We start from the raw sequence: 17,988 nt of genomic DNA, 5'->3' as shown, positions 1-17,988 counted from the left end.
CGGAGCGCGAGCTAGTGCGTCAATTCCTTCATCGCACCCTCAAGCCCCTCGATCGTGATCGGGTACATGCGGTTGGCGAAGATGCGTTTGATGATGGTGGTGGATTCCGAATAGTCCCAGTGCTTCTGTTGCACGGGATTGAGCCACACCGAATGCGGATAGGTGCGGATGATGCGGTCGAGCCAGACCGAGCCTGGCTCTTCGTTGACGTGCTCGACCGAGCCGCCGGGCACCATGATCTCGTAGGGCGACATCGAGGCGTCGCCGACGAACACGATCTTGTAGTCGTGCGGGTATTTGTGCAGCACGTCCCAGGTCGGGGTGCGGTCGGTGAAGCGGCGCTTGTTCTGCTTCCACACGCCTTCATAGAGGCAGTTGTGGAAGTAGAAATACTCCATGTGCTTGAACTCGCTCTTCGCGGCCGAGAACAGCTCCTCGACCTGCTCGATATGCGCGTCCATGGAGCCGCCGATGTCGAAGAACACCAGCAGCTTCACCGCGTTGCGCCGCTCGGGCCGCATGTGCACATCGAGATAGCCGTGATTGGCGGTCTCGCGGATGGTGGTATCGAGATCGAGTTCGTCAGGCGCGCCGGTGCGCGCGAATTTGCGCAGGCGACGCAATGCCACTTTGATGTTGCGGATGCCGAGCTCGACATTGCCGTCGAGATCCTTGAACTCGCGCTTGTCCCACACCTTCACGGCGCGGTTGTTGCGGTTCTTGTCCTGGCCGATGCGGATGCCTTCCGGATTGTAGCCATGGGCGCCGAACGGCGAGGTACCGGCGGTGCCGATCCACTTCGATCCGCCCTGGTGCCGGCCCTTCTGCTCCTCGAGGCGCTTCTTCAGGGTCTCCATGAGCTTGTCCCAGCCCATGGCCTCGATCTGCTTCTTCTCGTCTTCGGTCAGGTATTTCTCGGCGAGCTTCTTCAGCCACTCCTCGGGGATCTCGGCCCCCTCCATGGCGTCGAGCAGGCTTTCCAGCCCCTTGAAGACGGTGCCGAAGACGCGGTCGAACTTGTCGAGGTTGCGCTCGTCCTTCACCAGCGAGGTGCGCGAGAGATAGTAGAAATTCTCGACCGAGTAGTCCGCGAGGTCAGCGTCGAGCGCCTCCATCAGCGTGAGGTATTCGCGCAGCGTCACGGGGACCTGCGCATCGCGCAGAGAAGTGAAGAATTGCAGGAACATGGGTGACAGATTGCCCGTCGGGGGGCGAACGTCAAGGGGCGGAGGCCACTGCTCTGCGCTGGACCGGGAGGCTTTTTGCTCTAGAATTGGCGGTCTCACGGGGTTGTTTTGGGGACGTTTGCAATGGGAATTCTCGCAGCGCTCATCATTGGCGCGATCGCAGGCTGGCTTGCCGGCAAGATTGTCCATGGGGCGGGATTTGGGCTGATCGGCAACATCGTCGTCGGCATCATCGGTGCGCTCGTGGCCAGCTGGATTCTGCCTCAGCTGCATATCCAGCTCGCAACCGGCACGGTCGGGGCCATCGTGGATGCCACGATCGGCGCGGTGATTGTGCTCGTCATCCTTTCGCTGATAAAACGGGTCTGAAAGCCTGACCGAACCAGGAACGGCCGCCACGCGCGGCCGTTCCGTTTGTTGGACCAGGGCCATGAAACTGGCAATTCCTGGGACGACGACCAACAAGGACGCACGATGAAATTTACCGGCACCAAGGACTATGTCGCGACCGACGATCTCAAGGTCGCGGTCAATGCCTCGATCGTGCTGGAGCGCCCGCTGCTCATCAAGGGCGAGCCCGGCACCGGCAAGACGGTGCTGGCGGAGGAGGTGGCGAAGGCGCTGAACGCCCCGCTCCTGACCTGGCACATCAAGTCCACTACCAAGGCGCAGCAGGGCCTTTACGAATACGACGCGGTGTCGCGCCTGCGCGACAGCCAGCTCGGCGATGCCCGCGTGTCCGACATCAAGAACTACATCAAGCGCGGCAAGCTGTGGGATGCCTTCACCGCCGAGCAGCGCCCGGTCCTCCTGATCGACGAGATCGACAAGGCCGACATCGAATTCCCGAACGATCTTTTGCTCGAGCTCGACCGCATGGAATTCCATGTCTACGAGACCGGTGAGACGATCAAGGCCAAGCAGCGCCCGATCATGATGATCACCTCCAACAACGAGAAGGAGCTGCCGGACGCGTTCCTGCGCCGTTGCTTCTTCCACTACATCAAGTTCCCCGATGCCGACACCATGACCCGGATCGTCGACGTCCACTTCCCCGGCATCAAGAAGCGGCTGGTCGAGGAAGCCCTGCGCATTTTCTTCGAGGTCCGCGAGGTGCCCGGTCTGAAGAAGAAGCCGTCGACCTCGGAGCTGCTCGACTGGCTCAAGCTGCTGCTCAACGAAGACATGAGCGTCGAGCAGCTGCGCGAACGCGACCCGCGAAAACTGATCCCGCCGCTGCACGGTGCGCTGCTCAAGAACGAGCAGGACGTGCATCTGTTCGAGCGACTGGCGTTCCTGAGTCGGAGGGAAGTATAGGTTCGAGCGCACCCCGCTGCCGCCCCACCTTCCGGTGTCATTCCCCGCGAAGGCGGGGAATCCAGTACGCCGCGGCTTCTCGACTCAATCATAACCGCCTCTGGAATACTGGATCGCCCGGTCAAGCCGGGCGATGACACCGAGAGTGTGGCGCACTCTCTCCACCTCGTCATTGCGAGCGCAGCGAAGCAATCCAGGCTGCCTCCGCGGAAAGATCCTGGATTGCATCGCTGCGCTCGCAATGACGGAGCAAGGGCGAGCATCGCCCTCTCGAACTCGCGTTTCAAATCGCGAGGGGCGGACCAAGGTCGCGTGAGATGGGCCTTCGGCTCTGCAGCGCACCGCGGCACCGAATGACGCTTCGCATCGCCGGGGAAGCGTTGCGCTGCGCGCGGGGAACGAGACCTGCTACGCCACCGCCGCATCCGGCACGCGCGCGGCTTCCATCGGCTGCTTGCCGCGGATCAGGTCCGAGGCGCGGTCGGCGATCATCATGGTTGAGGCATTGAGGTTCGCCGAGATCATGCGCGGCATCACTGAGGCGTCGATGACGCGGAGACCTTGCAACCCGTGAACGCGGAGCTGGTCGTCGACCACCGCCCAGGTGGAGTCCGCCGGGCCCATGCGGCACGTGCAGCCGGGGTGAAAGGTGGTGGTGCCGCGTTCGGTGGCGGCGGCCAAGAACTCGTCGTCGGTGTTGATGTTCGGGCCCGGGAAATCCTCGTAGGCGTAGTAAGGCGACAGCGGCGCGCTCTTCAGCAGGCGCCGCGCCAGCTTCATGCCGCCGACGATGACGCGGCGGTCGAGCTCGGCGTCGAGATAGTTGGTCTGGATGATCGGCGGCGCGAACGGATCTGCCGAGCGGATGCGGACATAGCCGCGGCTCTCGGGGCGCTGCTGCCAGGAGGCGACGGTCATGCCGGGCTCGTCCTCGAGCTGGCCCTGCACGCCTTCCTTGTAGCTCGCCGGCGTGAAGGTGAGCTGCAAGTCGGAGCTGTCGGCGCTCTCGCCGGAATGCCAGAAGCAATAGACCATGGTCGGCGACAGCGACAGCAGGCCTTTGCGCGCGGTCGCCCATTTCATCGCCTCGACCCAGAGACGCCAGCCGCGGCGAAGCTCGTTGATGGTCCTGATGTCTTTGACGCGCGCGACAGTTCGCGGGGCGTAATGGTCCTGCAGGCCTTCGCCGACCGGAAGCGCGTGACGCACGGCGATGCCGTGGGCGCTCAACAAATCTGGCGAGCCGATGCCGGAGAGCTGCAACAGCTGCGGCGAATTATAAGTGCCGCCGGAGAGAATCACTTCCTTGTTGGCGCGCACTTCGACCGGCGTGCCGCCACTACCGCCCTTCATGTAGCGCACGCCGACGGCGCGCTTGCCCTCGAAGATGATCTCGGTCGCGTGCGCGTGGGTGTGGACATGCACGTTCGGACGCTTCATCGCGGGCTTGAGAAACGCGGTGGCGCCGGAGACGCGCAAGCCCCTATCGATGGTGCGCTGGCAGTAGGAGACGCCTTCCTGGGTCTTGCCGTTGTAGTCGGGATTGCGCGGAATCCCGAGGCTCACCGCGCCTTCCATGAAGGCTTCGCAAAGTGGATCGCGCCAGTTCATGGTGGTGACGGTGAGATTGCCGTCGCGGCCGCGATAAACATCCTCGCCCTCGCCGACGCGCTTCTCCAGCCGCCGGAAGTAAGGCAGCACGTCGGCATAGCCCCAGCCGCGATTGCCCATCTGCGCCCAGGTGTCGAAATCCATGCGCTGGCCGCGATTGTAGATATGGCCATTGATCGAGGACGAGCCGCCGAGCGTCTTGCCGCGCGGCGCGTAGATGCTGCGCCCGCCGGTCCAGGGCCCGACCTCCTGCTGGTAGGCCCAGTTGATGCTCTTCATGTGGAAGGTCTTGATGAAGCCGGCCGGCAGATGGATGTAGGGATGCCAGTCGCTCGGGCCCGCCTCGAGTACGCAGACGCTGGTAGCAGGGTCTTCGCTCAGCCGGCTGGTGAGCACGCAACCGGCGGAGCCCGCGCCGACGATCACATAATCAAATCTGTCCATGGTGCCTCGGCCGCCTCTAGCGCGGCTTGTCATTGAGTTGATAATTCAAATGCATTCGCACGGTCGGCCATTCGGCCGCGGTGATGCTGTAGACCACGGTGTCGCGGAGCGTGCCGTTGGGCGCGACCTGATGGCTGCGCAGGATGCCGTCCTGCTTGGCGCCCAGGCGCTCGATGGCGCGGCGGCTCTGGTGATTGAAGAAGTGGGTGCGGAATTCCACCGCGATGCAGTCCAGGGTTTCGAAGGCGTGGGTGAGCAGCAGCAGCTTGCACTGCGTGTTGAGCGGGCCGCGCTGCGCGCTCTTGCCATACCAGGTCGAGCCGATCTCGACGCGGCGGTTGGCGGCATCGATGTTCATGTAGGTCGTCATGCCCACGATCTTGCCGCTGCCATCGAACACGGTGAAGGGGAGCATCGAGCCCGCGGCCTGAAGTCCGAGCCGGCGGTCGATTTCCTTGCCCATGTTGTCCGGCGTCGGAATCGCGGTGTACCAGATGGTGGAGAGCTCGCCGTCCTTCACGGCCTCGATCAGCCCCTCGCGATGCTGATGCGACAACGGCTCCAGACCGGCATGCTGTCCGCGCAGGGTAATGGGATCAGGCCAGGGCATTTGAAACTCTCTCTTTAGTCATTGCGAGGAGCGAAGCGACGAAGCAATCCAGACTGTCACCGCGGACGCATTCCTGGATTGCTTCGCTTCGCTCGCAATGACGGTCACTAGCACCGTTTACTTGTTTAGGAAATTGAGCGGCAAACCGCCACGCGGCCAGTCCATGGCGATCAGTTCGCCCTTGCCTGAGAGCGTGATGTAGGCGGTCTTCAGCTCGGGGCCGCCGAAGGCGATGTTGGTGGTGACGCGGTCGCCGGTCGGGACCTGCTCGACCAGGGTGCCATCGGGCGCGATCACCGAGATGCAGCCGGAGACGAGGGTGGCGACGCAGACATTGCCGTTCGCTTCGACCGCCAGGGAGTCGAACATCTGGTAGCCGCCGAGGCCGCAGATCGGTTTGCCGCGCTCGCCGCGATAGATCACGTCGCGCGGCTTCAGCGTGCCGGGCGCGGAGAGCTCGTAGGCCCAGAGCCGGCCCGTCGGCGTCTCCGCGATATAGACGGTGGCCTCGTCCGGCGACAGGCCGATGCCGTTGGCCGGCAATACGCCATGAACGATTTCGACGATCTCCTTCATGCCGGGCTTGAGATAATACATGCCGCCGACGTCCATCTCGCGCGCGCGGCGCTTGCCGAGATCGGAGAACCAGAGGCCGCCCTGCTTGTCGAACACCAGATCGTTCGGCCCGCGCAGATCGTGCTCGCCGCATTTCGTCACGACGGTCTCGATCTTGCCGGATTGGAGATCGACGCGCTGGATCGAGCCGCCGAGATAATCGTCGGGCTGCGGACCCGGCATGATCATGTTGCGGGTCGGGATCCAGGAGAAGCCGCCATTGTTGCAGATGTAGATCTTGCCGTCGGGGCCGAGGGCTGCGCCGTTCGGGCCGCCCGGAATCTTCGCGACGATCTCCTTGCGCCCGTCGGGATGGATTCGGGTCAGGCGCTGGCCGCGGATTTCCACCAGCACAACCGAGCCGTCCGGCATCACGACCGGCCCTTCGGGAAATTCGAGGTCGGTGGCGAGAACGCGGACGTTGGACATGTGGACCCTCCCGGCTGCTTGTTATGACTTGCACGGGATGTCCGGCACGGCCCCACACGCAAGATTGCCTGCGGTTATGACAAAGTCGCGGGGGCTTGCCAAGCAAGCGGGATGGTATGCCAGCGTTGCGCGCTAATCTCGCACGGGTATCCAAATCTCCAGGCCGCCATTGCCGGTGGCGGGATCAAATTTCTCGTCATAGCGTTCGAAGTTCGGCGCATCGGCCGCCTTCAGGCCGGAGGCCGGCAACCACTGATTCCAGATCGCGTTGACGGTGCGTCTGATCGAGGCGACGTGGTCGGCGTGGGTGAACACCGCATAGCGCTGCTCGGGGATACGGATACGGCCGAAGCGGCGCGGCAGCTCGGAGAAATCGGCGACCTCGACGCCGGCGATGTAGTCGAAATTGCCGGCATCGTCGCCGTTGCAGCAGACGCCATAGGCGACCGGTCCAACGCGCGCGGGAATGTCGGCGACCTCCTGGTGGAAGCGCTGCCACAGTCCAGGAATGACCGCGCCGTTGTCGCAGGAGATGCGCTCGTTGATGCCTGCGACGAGGGAGGCCTTTGTGGTTTCGAAGCGCGGGGCGGCGAGTTTGTCGGAGATGGTCGAGTCCATGAGGATCGGCTCCTGAAGCTTGAGATGGCCGGTGCATTGCGCGGCCCGCACCGCTTCGGGCGTGGTGCCAAACTGGTCGCGGAACGCGCGGGTGAATGCTTCGTGCGAGCCGTAATCGGCCTCCAGCGCCAGCGACAGGATGTCCGGCGCGCCGTTCGCAAGACTGCGCGCCGCTTCGCTCAGCCGCCGCGCGCGCACGTACCGCATCACCGGCAGGCCGGTCGCGGCAGCAAACGCGCGCACGATGTGGAACCGCGACACGCTGGATATCGCCGCGATCTCATCGAGCGTCATCGGCTCGGCCAGATGGCTCTCGACATACCAGAGCGCGCGCTGGGCTGGGTTCATGGCGTTTCTCGTTCGAAGCGCGATCATGATGCACGGAAGTCCGCAGGCTTCGCTTGATCGGCGTTGCGGTCCCGCAAGATGATAACGCCGGAACAGCCACTGGCAACGTCCGGGCGTTCATGGCTACACTCGGGACGTCCTGGCAACCGCTCACGAGAAAGCAGGAGGAACTGCGTCATGAAGATCACCGATGTGCGGGCGCACCATATCCGCATCCCCTATGACGCCGGTGTCGCGAGCTTCCGTCAGGGCGCCTCCGCCATCACCGCCCTCGACATGGTGATGGTCGAGGTCACCACCGACGCCGGGTTGACCGGCTGGGGCGATGCCTTCGCCTATGTCTGCCCCCGCACCACGCGCAGTGCCGTCGAGGAAATGATCGCACCGCAGGCGCGGGGGCTGGAGGTTCCCGATGCTGCCGGCATTCCGGCGGTGACGGAGCAGATCCAGCGTAACCTGCATCTGTTCGGCCGATACGGCATCACCATGTTCGCGATCTCCGGACTCGACATCGCGCTGTGGGACCTCGCCGCCAAGATCAAGAGCGTGCCGGTGCATCGCCTGCTCGGCGGCACCAGGCGCCCGGCCATTCCGGCCTATGCGAGCCTGTTGCGGATCGGCTCGCCCGACAACATCGCCGCCGAATGCAAGAAGGCGCTGGCGCTCGGCTACGGCGCCATCAAGCTGCACGAGACCACGGCGCCGGCGGTGTTTGCCGCGCGCGCGGCGATCGGGCCCGGCATTCCGCTGATGGTCGACATGAACTGCCCGCTGTCAGGCGAAGAGGCGATCGCGTTCGCCAGGACATGCCGGGACGCGCAGCCGATGTTCCTGGAGGAGCCGGTCTGGCCGCCGGAGGATTTTGCGGCGCTCGCCGAGGTCCGCAGCAAGGGCGGGCTCGGCGTCGCCGCCGGCGAGAACGCCTGCACGGAATATCAATTCCGCCAGATGATGGATGCGGGCGCGGTCAGCCACGCCCAGCCGTCGGTGACCAAGGTCGGCGGCATCACGGAATTCCTGAAGGTTGGGGCGCTCGCAGATCGGGTCGGCGTCAAGATCGTTCCGCACTCCCCGTATTTCGGCCCCGGCCTGCTGGCGACCTTGCATCTGCTGGCGGGGCGCGACGACGGCTTCGTCGAGATGTTTTACCTGAAGCGCGAGGCCTGCCTGTGGGGCGGCCGCGCCGATGTCGATGCCAGCGGCCATGTCGCGGTGCCGACCGGGCCTGGGCTCGGTTATGAGCCCGACCGCAGCGTGATGGAGCGATATCGCGTCGCCTGAGTGCGGCGCCTATTTCGCCGCATCCTTCGGCGGCGGCGCATCCTGTTTCTTCTTCACATCCTCCGCGGTCTTCGCCTGCGCGGCCTGGAGATCGCCGAGCATCTTCTGCAAGCCGGCCACGGTCGTCTTCAACGCATCGATCTGACGAGCCGCGGCATCCAGCTTTTGCTGGTGATCGAGGTTCAGCTTGGTGATCGTCTTCTGCAGGAAGTCGATGTTGCTCTGGAGGCAGCTGGTGCGGCGCTCCATGGTCTTCTCGACGGTGCAGATCTCGATGCCGGGCACGTCCTGCGCGCGGACCGGCGCAATCGCCAGCGTGGCGAGCAGTGACATCGCGAAACAGACGCCGGCGCTTCGAAGCAGCATGCAGGTTCCTCGTCAAATCAATCACGGCAATGTGCGCTTTTTGCACGCAGCCTGTCGAGGCTACCACACTCGCACCGCATTCTCGCGTTGAGCTTGCGCTGTTCCCTCGGACGGGGAGCGATGATCTGCACGCGGAGGAAATGGGGCGCTCCTTCCGCGGCTTTGTTTAGGGGAGTTTTTGATGGCAACGCGCGACAGACGACTGGCGGAATTCGACGGCGCCGGAGAACCGCCGCCTGGCCTTGCAGTCGAAGTGCTGTGCGAGGACCACAGCGGGACTTATCAGCTGCCGTTCGCCTGCCGCTATGTCGAGGGACGCTGGCAGAACCACGCGGCCGGCGTCGCAGTCGAAGCAACCGTCATCGGCTGGCGCGTCCCGCGCATGAAGCATTCGGGCGTGGCCTGAGCCCTGATTTCTGTCTCAAAATGCAACGGGGCCGCGTCCCGGCTTAACCTTCGGAACGCGGCCCGAACGAATCACGTCCGAATCAGCCGTAGGCCCCCGTACGCGTCTGTTCACGGCTAGATGTCGCAAGCAGCCAGCGCGCGCACACAATATCTGCACAGCGCGTGAGCCAGCCCAGCCGGCACTGGGCGTCGAACGTTAACGGCTTCGATGACATGACTGCGGGGGTGCGGCGGTTGGATGCTCGCTCCCAAAACAGGCAGATGGCACCCGGCCTGCCTAATATTCGACCTCGAGCTCCTCGATCTCGGCCGGCTCGTCCCTGGCCGCCGCGATCCATTCCTTCATCTCCGGCATGGCCATGATGGTATCGGCATAGGCCTGCAGCTGCGGCTCAAGCTTGACGTTATAGGTCACGAAGCGCGTCACCACCGGGGCGTACATCGCATCAGCCATGGTGCGGGTCTCGCCGAACAGGAAGGGCCCGCCCGATTTGTCCAGGCAGTCGCGCCAGATCGCCCAGACGCGATCGATGTCGGCCTGCGCGCGCGACCAGATCTTGAAGTCCGGGAAGTGCCCCTTCAGGTTGACCGGCAGCGACGCGCGCAAGGTGGTGAAGCCTGAATGGATTTCGCCACAGATCGAGCGGCAATGCGCGCGCTGAACGCGATCCGCGGGCAACAGCCCGGCATCCGGCATCGCCTCGTTGAGATATTCGGCGATCGCCAGCGTATCCCAGACGATCGCGCCGTCGTGCCGCAGGCACGGCACCAGGATCGAAGACGACAACAGCAGGATTTCGGCGCGCGCCGACGCGTCGTCCGGTGCGGTGACGATCTCCTCGAAACCGAGCCCGGAAAATTTCGTGAGCAGCCAGCCACGCAGCGACCAGGACGAATAGTTCTTGCTGCTGATGGTCAGTATCGCCTTCGCCATGTGGCCTTCCCTCACGCCTGTGACTCGCACCCTGCCCGGACTCTGCGGGAGTGCGCACCGCCTGTGCTTCCCGCGAAAAGAGCAGCAAGCGACGTGCCAATCTTGAGAGCGGCCCATCCCGGGTTTGGCTTCGATATTGCATAACAGCACGGGGATAGGTGGGCGTTTCAGTATGATGTCGATGTATTATCAGGCCTTTCAGAACCATATGGACCTGACGGCGCCGTGGCGGTCGGGGGCCTCCTCCGCAGTCAAATTCCTCAATCTGGTGCCGCAGGGCTTGTCGGATCAGGTCGTCGGCCGGCTGTCGGCCGCGCTGGAGCTGATCTCCCGCTCCACCCTCACCTACCACCGCCCCGCCTACGGTATCGACAGCGTCATGGTCGGCAATCGCGAGGTCGCCGTGACCGAGGAGATCGCCTACGCGACCCCGTTCGGCTCGCTGCTGCGTTTCAAGAAGGAGGGCGTGGGCGAGCAGCCGCGCATGCTGCTGGTGGCGCCGATGTCCGGCCATTTCGCGACGCTGCTGCGCGGCACCGTGAAGACGCTGCTGCAGGATCACGATGTCTACATCACCGACTGGCACAATCCGCGCGACATTCCCCGGAGCGAGGGCCGCTTCGGGCTCGACGACTACACCGAGCATCTCATCGACTTCCTCGGCCAATTGGGCCCGCGCCCGCATATGGTCGCGATCTGCCAGCCCTCGGTCTCGGCGCTCGCGGCCGCCGCAATCATGTGCGAGGGCAACCATCCTTCGCGGCCCGCGACGCTGACGCTGATGGCCGGGCCGATCGACACGCGCATCCTGCCGACCAGGGTCAACGAATTCGCCAAGAGCAGGCCGATCGACTGGTTCGAGCAGAACCTGATCAACTACGTGCCGATGCAGTGCCGCGGTGCCTTGCGGAAAGTCTATCCCGGCTTCGTGCAGCTCACCGCCTTCGTCTCGATGAATCTCGAGCGCCACATCAAGCAGCACATCGATCTCGCCGATCACATCGCCAAGGGCGAGAAGGAGAAGGCGGCCAGCATCAAGACCTTTTACGACGAATATTTCGCCGTGATGGACCTGCCCGCGGAATTCTACATCGAGACCGTGCGCGACGTTTTCCAGGAGCATCTTCTGCCCCAGGGCAAGCTGATGCATTGGGGACGTCCGGTAAACACCAAGGCCGTCAGCCGCATGGGGCTGATGACGGTCGAGGGCGAGAAGGACGACATCTGCTCGATCGGCCAGACGCTGGCCGCGCAAGACCTCTGCACCGGCGTGCGCGCCTACCGCCGCGTCCACCACATGCAGGCCGGCGTCGGCCATTACGGCGTGTTCTCGGGCAAGCGCTGGAACAACGAGATCTACCCGCTGCTGCGGGATTTCGTGCACGTGAACTCCTGAAGCCGCGCCACATTTCTTCAGCAGGATCGGACAAGGCGGCGCGGCTTTGGGAAAGACACCGGCGCTGCACCAAACCTAAAACACGGACATGCCGCTCCCGCCGGAGGCCAAGCCATGTCCGAATTGCCACCCCCTGCCGCCACCCCGGCCGCGATCGTCGACGCGCTCAAAACGGTCGCAGGCAATCCGCCGAAGGTGCGTGCGAGCTTCGCCAAGGGCCGATGCGTGCGCGGGACCTATGCCCCGTCCGACCGCGCCGCAGAGATCACGCGATCGCTGAGCTTCACCAAGACCTCGCGCGTGCTGGCGCGCTTCTCCGTTGGCGGCGGCAATCCCGGGGTGACCGACACCAACAACCTCGTGCTGCGCGGCTTCAGCTTCAGGCTTGGCGACGACGCCCATCGCTCCGACATGGTGACCGAAACCGCTCCGGTGCATTTTGCACGGACGCTCGACCAGATGCTCGCCTTCCTCGAGGCGCGAATTCCGGGCGCGGACGGCGAGCCTGACATCGAGAAGGTCCGGGCTTTTTCCGCGGCCAATCCTGAAACGCTGAACCAGGCGAAGTACATCGCGGCGCGCCGGCTGCCCGGCAGTTTTTCCGGCACGACCTATTGGGGCGTGCACGCCTTTCCCGCGACGAACGCGAAGGGCGAGACTCGCTTTATCAAGTTCAAGGTCGCGCCTGTCGGCGGCGACGTCGCCTTGAGCGAAGACGAAGCCAGGACAAAATCGGTCGATTTCCTCCATGACGATCTCGCGCGGAGGATCGCAGCCGGCGACGTCCGCTTCAACGTGATGGCCTTGCTCGACCGCCCCGAGGATCCCACCATGGACGTGACCCTGCGATGGCCGGACGAGGACAACCGTGAACAGGTGCGGCTCGGGACCATCGTCATCACCAGCCTCGAGGCCAATGAGGCCTGCGACGGCTCCATCTTCAATCCGGACAATCTTGCCGACGGCATCGGCCATCCGCCGGACGAGATCTTTGCGGCGCGCCGCACGGCCTACACCTATTCGCTAGAAACGCGGCGCTGACTAGATCTTTTCCCGTCCGCCATCCGTTTCGCGGCGCCACGCGCCCGGACTGACGCCGACCATGGACGAGAACACCCGGGTGAAATGGCTCTGATTGGCAAATCCGGCCGAGATGGCAATCTCGGACAACGGCAGGTCGCGGACCGACATCAGTTGCTTGGCCGCCTTGACGCGCTGCTGGAGCAGCCATTGATGCGGCGGCAGGCCCGTGGAGATCCGGAATGCGCGTGAGAAGTGGCTGACTGACAGGCCAAGCTCGGTCGCGATCAGCTGTAGCGCGATCTTGCCCGAGAGGTCGGAATCGAGCCGGTCACACGCACGCTTCACCTGCCATGGCGCGAGACCGCCGCGCGTTGGTTCTGCGGCTGGCTTCAGCCCGCCATAGGTCTGGGCGACATGGGCGGTGAGCGCGAGCATCATGTGATCGACGAAAAGCTGGTTGGTCTCGTCGGGCCGACACAGTCCTTGCCGCAACGAGGCACCGACATGTCGAACGACCTCGTCGTCATGACCGACACCGGGCTCGTAGCTGAGTTCGCCAACGCGCGGTCCGCCCGGTTGCCTGGCAATGCCGTTGAGCGCCGAGCGCGGCAAATAGAAGAAGAGCGAGTGAAATGGCTTGTCGATCACATAGCGCGGGTCGCGCTTGAGGTCGTACAGATAGGTCGCACCTGCGCGAACATCCGCCTTGGTGACACAGCGGCCCTCCTCCCAGCATTCGCAATCCGGATAGTCGCGGAGTTTCAGGCTGAGGAGATAGGCATCTTCCGCAGCCAGCGAGCCGGAAATATCCGGTGTCGGATCGTCGTTGCGGACTTCGGTGACCGCGAGCTCGGCGCTGTGCAGCGAACGCGTGATCAGAACCGGTGCTTGCTTCGAGCGAAGGCCCTGCCCGAGCCTCTGCCCGTAGACGCCTGCTTGGGTCATTTTAGTAAATCCATCCGTAAAGGCACGTCTTCGCCAGCCTTCCCGAGATCCGCGCATTATCGGAGATCGCCGGCCGACGGTCCAGCTGCAGCGCATAGCACGAAGCTGGCGCGGTCGGCCCTCGCACCAGATTGCGCCGCGATGATTTCATTGTGATTTCAGCGTGATGTCACCGGCCCGGCGTCGCGAAGGACAACACCGTTGACCTGCCCGACAGATTGCTGCGCGATTCCATCGTGCATTTTGGAAATGATGGATAGACAGAGCCTTGCGCTCACAGTCTGCGCACGTCAGTTGGACCATTCCTCGCCCCAGGCCTGGACGACATGGCCCGGCGACACTTCGCGATATTGCCGAACAGGCGGCTGGTAGTCGGGCGCGCGCACCGGGCTTCTGATCTCGTCGTTCGCTACCTCGCGCCTGGTGCCGCGGCGCGCTGGATCGGGCACCGGCACGGCTGCCATCAGCTTCTTCGTATAGGGATGCTGCGGATTGCCGAACAGGGCCGCGCGCGGACCGGTCTCGACGATCTCGCCGAGATACATCACCGCGACGCGATGGCTCATCCGCTCGACCACCGCGATATCATGGGAAATGAAGAGGTAGGCAAGTCCCATGCTGGCCTGAAGGTCCAGCATCAGATTGACGACCTGCGCCTTGACCGAGACGTCGAGCGCCGAGACCGCTTCGTCCGCGACGATCAGCTTCGGTCCGAGCGCGAGCGCGCGGGCAATGCAGATGCGCTGGCGCTGGCCACCGGAGAATTCGTGCGGAAAGCGCGCGGCCATGTCAGCGGTGAGACCAACGCGAACTAGCAGGTCGGCGACCTTCTCCCGTGCCTGCGACGCCGTGGCGAGCCCGTTGGCGAGCAATGGGGCCGCAATCGCCGTTCCCACCGACATGCGGGGGTTGAGGCTCGCGAACGGATCCTGGAACACGATCTGCATCTGCTTGCGAAAATCACGCAAGGTGCGGGCATTCATGGCCAGCACATCCTGCCCGTCGATCAGAACGGTGCCGCTGTCCGGCTCCGTCAGCTTGAGAATGGAGCGGCCCGTCGTCGATTTGCCGCAGCCGGATTCGCCGACCAGCGCCAGCGTCTCCCCGGCGCGCAAGGAGAAGGAGACGTTCTCGACCGCATGGACGCGGCCCGAGACCTTGCCGAACAGGCCCGAGCGAATTGGAAAGCGCGTCGTGAGGTTGGAGACTTCGAGCAGCGGTCGCTCGGCAATCGAAACCGTATCGGGCGTCTCTGCCGGCTCGTCCGAGGTCCCCGTTAGTTTGTCCACGACCGGAAAACGCATCGGCCGCATCCGCCCATCCATCGAGCCGAGGCGTGGCACGGCCGCGAGCAGTGCCCTTGTATAGGCATGCGAAGGGGCGGCGAAGATGCGCGAGGTATGGTCGGTCTCCACCGCTTGGCCGCCATACATCACCACGGTGCGGTCCGCGATCTCGGCCACCACGCCCATGTCGTGGGTGATGAAGAGGATCGACATCCCCTCTTCCTGCTGAAGCTCCTTCAGGAGCTCCAGGATCTGGGCCTGAATGGTGACGTCGAGCGCGGTGGTCGGCTCGTCCGCGATCAGCAGCCTCGGCTTGCAGGCCAGCGCCATCGCGATCATCACGCGCTGGCGCATGCCGCCGGAGAAACGATGCGGATGCTCGTGGAAGCGCGATTTCGCCGCAGGTATCCGCACGCGGTCGAGCAGGCGGATGGTCTCGACCTCCGCCGCCGCGCGCGACAGGCCGCGGTGCTGGATCAGTGCTTCCGCGATCTGGAAGCCGATGGTCAGCACCGGATTGAGGCTCGTCATCGGCTCCTGGAAGATCATGGCGATGTCGTTGCCACGAACATCCTTCATGCTCGCTTCGGGCAGCGTCAGCAGCTCGCGACCGGCAAGCCGGACGCTGCCTTCGACTCGGCCGTTCTCCTTCGGAATGAGCCGCATGATCGAGAGCGCGGTGACGCTCTTGCCCGAACCGGACTCGCCGACGATCGCCACGGTTTCCCCCGAGGCAATATCGAACGACACGTCGCGGACGACGGGACTCCATTCCCGCTCACGTAGGAAGGACGTCGTCAGGCCGGAAACCGACAGCACCGGCGACGGCGCGTTGGCAGCGACTTGATCAGCTCCGCTTGCGCCCATGCTCATGCCGGTGTCCTAATAGCCACGACTACGATCGACACGCCCAGGCAGCTCCTCGCCGCGGCGGTGGCGCGCGATCACGTCCAGCACGAAATCGACCGCCGTATCCGGCGTGGTCATGCTGGCATTGTGCGGTGTGACCAGGATGCGCGGGTGGCTCCAGAAAGGATGCCCCGCAGGCAGCGGCTCCGGCTCGGCGACGTCGAGGACGGCACCCGACAACGCGCCGCTGTCGAGCGCCGCGAGAAAGTCGGCTTCGACCAGATGCGGGCCACGCCCGACGTTGACGAGCGACGCGCCGCGCGGCAGGCGCGCGAACAGATCCGCATTCAGGATGCCCCGGGTCTGATCGGTCAGAGGCAGCAGGCAGACGAGAATGTCGGTCTGCGCAAGAAAATCCGGCAACGTCTCCATGCCCGCGTAACAGGTGACGCCGTCGATCTCGCGGAGCGAACGGTTCCAGCCGAGAAGCGGAAAGCCGAACGCCGTGAGGCGTTCGAGCACGGCCTGGCCGAGCAGGCCAAGACCCATCACGCCGACGCGACGACGTTTGGCCGGCGTGATCCGGATCTCGCGCCAGACCTGCGCCTTCTGCTGGCAGATGAAGTGCAGGAGATCACGATGCAGGGCGAGCACCGCCATGGTGACGTATTCCACCATAGTTTCGGCGATGCCCGGCTCCAGCATGCGCACCAGCGGAATGTGCGGCGGAACTTTTGACGCGTCGAACTGATCGACACCCGCACCGACCGAGAAGACGAGCTCGAGATTGGGGAACGTCGTCGCGATGTCGTCCGGCGGCACCCACGCCACGAGATAGCGGACGTCGGCGGGATCGCCGATGTCGGGCCAGAGCCGGAACGGCACATCGGGCGCGCGATCGGCGAAGAAGCCCGCCCATTCCGCGCCGCGAACCATGTTGGCCTTGTAGAGAAGCGTCATGCCGCCAAACCCTCAGAACGGGCTGACCGGCGCGAGCCGGCGGCCGTCGATCAGGCGCCTGTGGCTGTAGGCCGCGGGATCGACCAGCGGCGTCGCGCCCGTCACGATGTCGGCGGCGAGCTTGCCGGCCGCTGGACCGATGCCAAAGCCGTGGCCGGAGAAGCCGGTGGCCAGGAAGAAGCCGGGCATGGCGTCGACCGGCGAGATGACCGGAATGGTATCCGGCGTGCAGTCGATCGTCCCGCCCCAGGCTTCCGCGATCTCGATGTCCTTCAATTCAGGGTTCGACTTGATCAGCGAAGCCAGCGCGGCATTGACCAGCGACATGTCAGGCGCGGGATCGCGCACGCGCTCGGTCTCGAATGGCGACGGCTTGTCCAAGCTCCAGCTCGTGCCGCGCATGAGCTGGTCGAAGAAGGATTTGCCGAACGACAGTTTCAACCCGTTCTTGCGATGCAGATAGGTCGGCCAGAAGGTGCGCGCGTAGCGGAACAGATCGGGCGACAGTTCGACCGTGCCGCGGTTGCGTAGCGCCAGCGTAAAGCCGCCGTCGAGGCGGCGGCGGATGCAATAGAAGTCGGTGCCGAGCGCGCCGGAGGTGATCTCCGGCCCCGGCGTGGTCCGGCACGCGGTGGCGTTGACAAGGCCGATCGGCAGCTCGATGCCGTGGCGTCGGCAGAACAGCGACGACCACGCTCCGCCGGACAGCAGCACCGATTGCGTGCGAATGGTACCCTTCTCGGTGACGACGGCGCTCACCCGTCCGCCTTGCGTCTCCAACCCACGCGCGGCGCAGCCCTGGTGAATGGTGACGCCGTGTTTTCGCGCGGCGGTCGCAAGCGCCGGCACAGCCATCGACGGCTCGGCGCGCCCGTCGCTCGGCGTGTGCAGGCCGCCGACCCATGTCTCGGAATTGCCGGGCAGACGCTCGGCGACCTCGGCCGGCGTCAGGACGGTCGAGTGCACCTGCATCTCGCCCGCCGTTGCGGCCCATCGCTCCCAACTCGCGAGCTCATCCTTGCTCTTGGTCAGGAACAGCACGCCGGTGCGGCGGAAGCCGGCATCGACGCCGGCATCGTTCTGCATGTCCTCCCACAGGCGCAGCGCCTCGCGGGCCAGCGGGATCTCCTCACGCGCGCGACCCTGCTGGCGGCACCAGCCCCAATTGCGGCTCGACTGCTCGCCGCCGACATGGCCCTTCTCGATCAGGGCGACGGAGAGGCCCTTCTTCGCGAGATGATAGGCCGCGGAAACGCCGATGACGCCGCCGCCGATGACGACGACATCCACCTGCGCCGGCAGGCGCTCGTCACTGTTTATACGGGTGAGCGGCGGGGACATGGGACACTCCAGATATTCAG

General features: G+C 64.6%; 17 protein-coding genes. 6 read left to right on the top strand and 11 right to left on the bottom strand.

The window, feature by feature from the left end:
- Positions 1 to 11: 11 nt before the first annotated feature.
- The gene (locus IVB40_RS06050; RefSeq protein ID WP_247358533.1) at positions 12 to 1,187 is read right to left on the bottom strand and encodes a VWA domain-containing protein; all 1,176 of its coding nucleotides are present in this window, start codon (positions 1,185 to 1,187) and stop codon (positions 12 to 14) included.
- 123 nt (positions 1,188 to 1,310) lie between these two features.
- Here IVB40_RS06050 and IVB40_RS06045 point away from each other — a divergent pair, with 123 nt between their 5' ends.
- Together IVB40_RS06045 and IVB40_RS06040 are read left to right on the top strand one after the other, a co-directional pair.
- Entirely contained in the window at positions 1,311 to 1,556 is a 246-nt protein-coding gene (locus IVB40_RS06045; RefSeq protein WP_007613712.1) for a GlsB/YeaQ/YmgE family stress response membrane protein, read from the top strand.
- A 105-nt stretch (positions 1,557 to 1,661) separates the two neighbouring features.
- Positions 1,662 to 2,504 (top strand): MoxR family ATPase, encoded by an 843-nt coding sequence (locus IVB40_RS06040; RefSeq protein ID WP_007600695.1) that lies wholly within the window; start codon positions 1,662 to 1,664, stop codon positions 2,502 to 2,504.
- A 408-nt stretch (positions 2,505 to 2,912) separates the two neighbouring features.
- On the opposite strand, the gene IVB40_RS06035 is transcribed toward IVB40_RS06040, so the two are convergent.
- From IVB40_RS06035 to IVB40_RS06020, 4 genes are all read right to left on the bottom strand, one after another.
- On the bottom strand, positions 2,913 to 4,559 hold the full coding sequence (locus IVB40_RS06035) for a GMC family oxidoreductase N-terminal domain-containing protein (RefSeq protein ID WP_247818357.1): 1,647 nt from the start codon (positions 4,557 to 4,559) through the stop codon (positions 2,913 to 2,915).
- Between the two features lie 16 nt (positions 4,560 to 4,575).
- Positions 4,576 to 5,169, bottom strand: a complete 594-nt coding sequence (locus tag IVB40_RS06030; RefSeq protein ID WP_247818356.1) for a GNAT family protein — start codon at positions 5,167 to 5,169, stop codon at positions 4,576 to 4,578.
- A 117-nt stretch (positions 5,170 to 5,286) separates the two neighbouring features.
- Complete coding sequence (locus IVB40_RS06025; RefSeq protein WP_247818355.1) at positions 5,287 to 6,213, bottom strand: SMP-30/gluconolactonase/LRE family protein; 927 nt, start codon at positions 6,211 to 6,213, stop codon at positions 5,287 to 5,289.
- Between the two features lie 132 nt (positions 6,214 to 6,345).
- Positions 6,346 to 7,179, bottom strand: coding sequence for an AraC family transcriptional regulator (locus IVB40_RS06020; protein ID WP_247818354.1), 834 nt, complete (start codon positions 7,177 to 7,179; stop codon positions 6,346 to 6,348).
- Positions 7,180 to 7,356: 177 nt separating this feature from the next.
- Here IVB40_RS06020 and IVB40_RS06015 point away from each other — a divergent pair, with 177 nt between their 5' ends.
- Positions 7,357 to 8,460, top strand: coding sequence for a mandelate racemase/muconate lactonizing enzyme family protein (locus IVB40_RS06015; RefSeq protein WP_247818353.1), 1,104 nt, complete (start codon positions 7,357 to 7,359; stop codon positions 8,458 to 8,460).
- 9 nt (positions 8,461 to 8,469) lie between these two features.
- On the opposite strand, the gene IVB40_RS06010 is transcribed toward IVB40_RS06015, so the two are convergent.
- A complete protein-coding gene (locus IVB40_RS06010; RefSeq protein WP_247818352.1) occupies positions 8,470 to 8,826 on the bottom strand; it encodes a hypothetical protein in 357 nt (118 codons plus the stop codon).
- A gap of 181 nt (positions 8,827 to 9,007) precedes the next feature.
- On the opposite strand from IVB40_RS06010, the gene IVB40_RS06005 reads away from it, so the two are divergent.
- Positions 9,008 to 9,232, top strand: a complete 225-nt coding sequence (locus IVB40_RS06005) for a hypothetical protein (RefSeq protein WP_027570609.1) — start codon at positions 9,008 to 9,010, stop codon at positions 9,230 to 9,232.
- A 279-nt stretch (positions 9,233 to 9,511) separates the two neighbouring features.
- Here IVB40_RS06005 and IVB40_RS06000 read toward each other — a convergent pair whose 3' ends face one another.
- Positions 9,512 to 10,168, bottom strand: a complete 657-nt coding sequence (locus IVB40_RS06000; protein WP_247818351.1) for a glutathione S-transferase family protein — start codon at positions 10,166 to 10,168, stop codon at positions 9,512 to 9,514.
- 172 nt (positions 10,169 to 10,340) lie between these two features.
- On the opposite strand from IVB40_RS06000, the gene phaZ reads away from it, so the two are divergent.
- Positions 10,341 to 11,564 (top strand): polyhydroxyalkanoate depolymerase, encoded by a 1,224-nt coding sequence (phaZ, locus tag IVB40_RS05995; RefSeq protein WP_247818350.1) that lies wholly within the window; start codon positions 10,341 to 10,343, stop codon positions 11,562 to 11,564.
- A 114-nt stretch (positions 11,565 to 11,678) separates the two neighbouring features.
- Positions 11,679 to 12,605, top strand: a complete 927-nt coding sequence (locus IVB40_RS05990) for a catalase family peroxidase (protein WP_247818349.1) — start codon at positions 11,679 to 11,681, stop codon at positions 12,603 to 12,605.
- On the opposite strand, the gene IVB40_RS05985 is transcribed toward IVB40_RS05990, so the two are convergent.
- The 4 genes from IVB40_RS05985 to IVB40_RS05970 all read right to left on the bottom strand — a co-directional run bounded on the left by IVB40_RS05985 (position 12,606) and on the right by IVB40_RS05970 (position 17,968).
- The gene (locus IVB40_RS05985; protein ID WP_247818348.1) at positions 12,606 to 13,532 is read right to left on the bottom strand and encodes an AraC family transcriptional regulator; all 927 of its coding nucleotides are present in this window, start codon (positions 13,530 to 13,532) and stop codon (positions 12,606 to 12,608) included. It abuts the gene before it with no gap.
- Between the two features lie 290 nt (positions 13,533 to 13,822).
- Positions 13,823 to 15,691, bottom strand: a complete 1,869-nt coding sequence (locus IVB40_RS05980) for an ABC transporter ATP-binding protein (protein WP_247430981.1) — start codon at positions 15,689 to 15,691, stop codon at positions 13,823 to 13,825.
- A 9-nt stretch (positions 15,692 to 15,700) separates the two neighbouring features.
- Positions 15,701 to 16,627: a glyoxylate/hydroxypyruvate reductase A gene (locus tag IVB40_RS05975; protein WP_247818347.1), complete on the bottom strand. Its 927-nt coding sequence runs from the start codon at positions 16,625 to 16,627 to the stop codon at positions 15,701 to 15,703.
- A gap of 12 nt (positions 16,628 to 16,639) precedes the next feature.
- On the bottom strand, positions 16,640 to 17,968 hold the full coding sequence (locus IVB40_RS05970; RefSeq protein ID WP_247818346.1) for an FAD-binding oxidoreductase: 1,329 nt from the start codon (positions 17,966 to 17,968) through the stop codon (positions 16,640 to 16,642).
- Positions 17,969 to 17,988 lie beyond the last annotated feature (20 nt).

The sequence above is a fragment of the Bradyrhizobium sp. 40 genome (genome assembly GCF_023100925.1).
In the GTDB taxonomy this organism is placed as follows: domain Bacteria; phylum Pseudomonadota; class Alphaproteobacteria; order Rhizobiales; family Xanthobacteraceae; genus Bradyrhizobium.
This window is presented reverse-complemented; position numbering and strand designations above follow the sequence as displayed.